This window comes from Clostridium thailandense (genome assembly GCF_019207025.1).
Classification (GTDB): domain Bacteria; phylum Bacillota; class Clostridia; order Clostridiales; family Clostridiaceae; genus Clostridium_AM; species Clostridium_AM thailandense.
Map to the genome: position 1 here is coordinate 1 of NZ_JAEEGC010000235.1, position 4,764 is coordinate 4,764.

Genomic DNA, 4,764 nt, shown 5'->3' on the forward strand with positions numbered 1-4,764 from the left:
AAAAATCCTCCTTCACTGTCCTCTGTCAATTGTCCTCTGTCCTCTAAAATATTTTTTTATAAATTAAATGTCAGTATTTGATATATATGTTTTTATAGGAGGATGACAATGAAAGAAGTAGTTATTGTAAGTGCTGTTAGAACTGCAGTTGGAAAATTTGGTGGGAGTTTGAAGGACGTTTCAGCAGCAGAATTAGGAGCTATAGTTATTAAAGAAGCGCTAAATAGAGCGAAGGTTGAAGCAGAATTAGTTGATGAAGTTATAATGGGAAACGTTATACAAGCAGGTTTAGGACAAAATGTAGCTAGACAGTCTATAATAAAAGCCGGTCTGCCAGAAGAAGTTCCAGGATTTACATTAAACAAAGTTTGTGGTTCAGGCTTAAGAGCAGTAAGTTTAGCAGCTCAAATGATAAAATCAGGAGATGCAGATGTCATAATAGCTGGTGGTATGGAAAACATGTCAGCAGCACCATATGTACTTCCAACCACAAGATGGGGACAGAGAATGGGTAATGGGACTATTGTAGATACAATGGTAAATGACGCTCTTACAGATGCATTTCAGGGTTATCACATGGGAATCACTGCAGAAAATATAGCTGAGAGATGGAATTTAACAAGAGAAATGCAGGATGAATTTGCAGCAGCATCTCAACAAAAGGCAGAAGCAGCTATTAGAGAAGGTAAATTTAAAGATGAAATAGTTCCAGTAGTTATAAAAACCAGAAAAGTTGAAATAGTATTTGATACAGATGAGTTCCCTAGATTCGGAGCAACTGCTGAATCTTTAGCTAAGTTAAAACCAGCCTTTAAGAAAGATGGAACTGTTACAGCTGGAAATGCTTCTGGAATAAATGACGGAGCAGCAGCCATGGTTATTATGAGTGCCGAAAAAGCAGAAGAACTTGGATTAAAGCCAATGGCTAAAATAGTGTCCTATGGATCGAAAGGATTAGATCCATCAATCATGGGGTATGGACCATTTCATGCAACAAAAAAGGCTTTAGAGAAAGCAAATTTATCAATAGAAGATATAGACTTAATAGAGGCTAACGAAGCTTTTGCAGCTCAAAGTTTAGCAGTAGCAAAGGATTTAAATTTTGATATGAGCAAAGTTAACGTAAATGGAGGAGCTATTGCAATAGGACATCCAGTTGGATGCTCAGGAGCAAGAATACTTACTACATTACTATATGAAATGGAAAAAAGAGAGTCAAGGTACGGACTAGCAACCCTATGTATAGGCGGCGGTATGGGAACTGCTATAATAATAGAAAGACAATAAAGTATATAAAATTCATGAGGTATTATTATGGAATTTAAAAACATTATATTAAATAAAAAAGATAAGATTGCCATGGTTACAATTAACAGACCTAAGGCATTAAATGCATTAAATTCAGAGACTTTGAAGGAATTAGACACTATTATTGACGAACTATATGCAGATGAAGAAATATTTGCAGTGATTGTTACTGGAGAAGGAAAAGCCTTTGTAGCAGGAGCAGATATATCAGAAATGAAAGATCTTAGTACAATGGAAGGTAGAAAATTTGGGTTACTTGGAAACAAGGTTTTTAGAAAGCTAGAGAATATGGGAAAACCAGTAATCGCAGCTGTTAATGGATTTGCATTAGGCGGAGGCTGTGAGTTATCTATGGCTTGTGATATTAGAATAGCTTCATCAAAAGCTAAGTTTGGACAGCCTGAAGCAGGACTAGGAATAACTCCGGGTTTTGGGGGGACTCAAAGGCTAGCAAGAATTGTTGGCGAAGGAATGGCAAAAGAACTTATATTTACAGGAAAAATAATCGATGCACAAGAAGCTTTGAGAATAGGATTGGTTAACAAAGTAGTGGAACCAGAGAAATTAATGGATGAGGTTAAGGCATTGGCAAATACTATAGCAGCTCAAGCACCAATAGCCGTAAAGCTTTGTAAAACAGCTATAAATAGAGGAATGCAGTGTGATATAGACACTGGAATAGCTTATGAAGCAGAAGTATTTGGGCAATGTTTTTCAACTAATGACCAAAAAGAGGGTATGACAGCATTTATAGAAAAAAGAGATAAGTGTTTTAAAAATAGTTAGGAGGTAAAATAATATGGATTTTACATTAACAAAGGAACAGCAATTAGTACAGCAAATGGTAAGAGAGTTTGCAGAAAATGAAGTTAAGCCTTTAGCAGCAGAAATTGACCAGACAGAAAGATTTCCTATGGAAACAGTAGAAAAGATGGCTAAATATGGAATGATGGGTATTCCATTTTCTAAAGAATATGGTGGAGCAGGTGGAGACACTCTTTCATATGTATTAGCAGTTGAAGAATTATCAAAAGTTTGCGGCAGCACAGGAGTTATTCTTTCTGCTCATACATCACTATGTGCATCAGTAATTGACAAGTATGGTACAGAAGATCATAAGAAGAAATACTTAGTGCCTCTTGCAAAAGGAGAAAAAATAGGAGCTTTTGGATTAACTGAGCCGAATGCAGGAACAGATGCAGCAGGACAACAAACAACAGCTGTTCTTGAAGGAGATAACTATATATTAAATGGACAAAAGATATTCATAACAAACGGTGGAACAGCAGATGTCTTCATAGTATTTGCAATGACAGACAGAAGTAAAGGAACAAGGGGAATATCAGCTTTCATAGTTGAAAAAGGCTTTAAAGGTTTTTCAATAGGAAAATTAGAAGATAAAATGGGCATAAGAGCATCTTCAACAACTGAACTCATATTTGAAGACTGCGTAGTTCCAAAGGAAAATTTATTAAGTAAAGAAGGAAAAGGCTTCGGTGTTGCCATGGGAACCCTTGATGGAGGAAGAATTGGTATAGCAGCTCAAGCTCTTGGAATAGCAGAAGGTGCTTTCGATGAAGCAATAAATTATATGAAAGAAAGAAAACAATTTGGAAGATCTTTAGATAAGTTCCAAGGGCTTGCATGGGCAGTAGCTGAAATGGATACAAAAATAGAAGCAGCAAGACACTTAGTGTATAAGGCAGCTTTTAAAAAGGATTTAGGACTTCCATATAGTGTAGATGCGGCTAGAGCAAAATTATTTGCAGCAGATGTTGCTATGGAAGTAACAACAAAGGCAGTCCAATTATTTGGAGGATATGGATATACAAAAGATTATCCAGTGGAAAGAATGATGAGAGATGCTAAGATAACTGAAATCTATGAAGGAACATCACAAGTACAAAAGATGGTTATCTCAGGAAACATATTTAGATAAAAGGTTAAGGAGGATAACAAGAAATGAATATAGTAGTTTGTTTAAAACAAGTTCCAGATACAACAGAAGTTAAGATAGATCCAAAAACAGGAACCCTTATAAGAGATGGCGTTCCTTCAATAATAAACCCAGATGATAAAAATGCATTAGAAGAAGCGTTGGCATTAAAAGAAAAAACTGGCGCTAAGGTTACTATAATAAGTATGGGACCGCCACAGGCAGAAAAAGCCTTAAGAGAAGCTATAGCTATGGGTGCAGATGAAGCAATACTTATATCAGACAGGGCTTTTGGGGGAGCAGACACATTAGCTACCTCACACACACTAGCAGGAGCATTAAAAAAATTAGAATATGACATAATATTTGCAGGAAGACAAGCTATAGATGGAGATACAGCACAGGTTGGACCAGAAATAGCTGAACATTTAGGAATACCACAAATAACTTATGTAGAAAAAGTAGATGTAGATGGAGAAGCTTTAAAGGTACAAAGAGCATGGGAAGATGGATATGAGGTAATAAGTGTTAAAACTCCAGTACTTTTAACAGCTATAAAAGAATTAAATGAGCCAAGATATATGCACATGAGCCATATATTCAATGCATACAATAAAGAAGTGCAAATTTGGAGTGCAGCTGACATAGAGGTAGATAAATCTCTTCTTGGTCTTGCTGGATCACCAACAAAGGTAAAGAGATCCTCAACAAAAGAAGCAAAAGGACAAGGTGAAGTAGTAAATCTACCAGCAAAAGAAGCAGCAGCATGTGCAGTTTTAAAATTAAAAGAGAAACATTATATCTAGGAGGAGGTAGTTAAGATGAGTATAGCAGATTACAAAGGCGTATGGGTATTTGCTGAGCAAAGAGATGGAGAGCTTCAAAAGGTATCCTTAGAATTACTCGGAAAAGGTAGAGATTTAGCAGACAAGTTAGGAGTTCAGTTAAGTGCTCTTTTACTTGGAAGTGATATAGATAGCATAGCAAAAGAATTAGTAGCTTATGGAGCTGATAAAGTAATATATGCTGACAGCCCATTATTAAAACATTTTACAACAGATGGGTATACAAAAGTTATATGCGATTTAGCTGGTGAAGTTAAGCCGGAGGCTATATTAGTAGGTGCTACTTTTATGGGAAGAGACTTAGCTCCAAGGGTAGCAGCAAGACTTGCTACAGGACTTACAGCTGATTGTACATCACTTGATATAGATCCAGAGAACAGAAATCTACTTATGACAAGACCAGCCTTTGGTGGAAATCTGATGGCAACAATAGTTTGCGGAGATCACAGACCACAAATGTCTACAGTAAGACCAGGAGTGTTTGAAAAATTAGCTAAAGATACTGGAAGAGCTGGAGAAATCCAAAAGGTAGCTGCAAATGTAACAGAATCAGATATAAGAACAAAAACATTAGATGTAGTTAAAGCTCTTAAGGATTCTGTTGACATTGGAGAAGCTAAGATAATAGTTGCGGGCGGAAGAGGACTTGGAAGCAAGGAAGGCTTTGAAGCACTA

The 4,764-nt window shown here is 36.5% G+C and carries 5 protein-coding genes; all 5 read left to right on the forward strand.

Annotation, left to right across the window (positions count from 1 at the left end; all coding sequences use genetic code 11):
* Positions 1 to 108 precede the first annotated feature (108 nt).
* Positions 109 to 1,287 (forward strand): acetyl-CoA C-acetyltransferase, encoded by a 1,179-nt coding sequence (locus tag I6U48_RS29100; RefSeq protein ID WP_218324009.1) that lies wholly within the window; start codon positions 109 to 111, stop codon positions 1,285 to 1,287.
* A gap of 27 nt (positions 1,288 to 1,314) precedes the next feature.
* Entirely contained in the window at positions 1,315 to 2,094 is a 780-nt protein-coding gene (locus tag I6U48_RS29105) for a short-chain-enoyl-CoA hydratase (protein ID WP_218324010.1), read from the forward strand.
* 13 nt (positions 2,095 to 2,107) lie between these two features.
* Positions 2,108 to 3,247 (forward strand): acyl-CoA dehydrogenase, encoded by a 1,140-nt coding sequence (locus I6U48_RS29110; RefSeq protein ID WP_218324011.1) that lies wholly within the window; start codon positions 2,108 to 2,110, stop codon positions 3,245 to 3,247.
* A 23-nt stretch (positions 3,248 to 3,270) separates the two neighbouring features.
* Complete coding sequence (locus tag I6U48_RS29115; protein ID WP_218324012.1) at positions 3,271 to 4,050, forward strand: electron transfer flavoprotein subunit beta/FixA family protein; 780 nt, start codon at positions 3,271 to 3,273, stop codon at positions 4,048 to 4,050.
* Positions 4,051 to 4,065: 15 nt separating this feature from the next.
* A partial coding sequence (locus I6U48_RS29120) for an electron transfer flavoprotein subunit alpha/FixB family protein (RefSeq protein ID WP_218324013.1) occupies positions 4,066 to 4,764 on the forward strand: 699 nt, incomplete at its 3' end.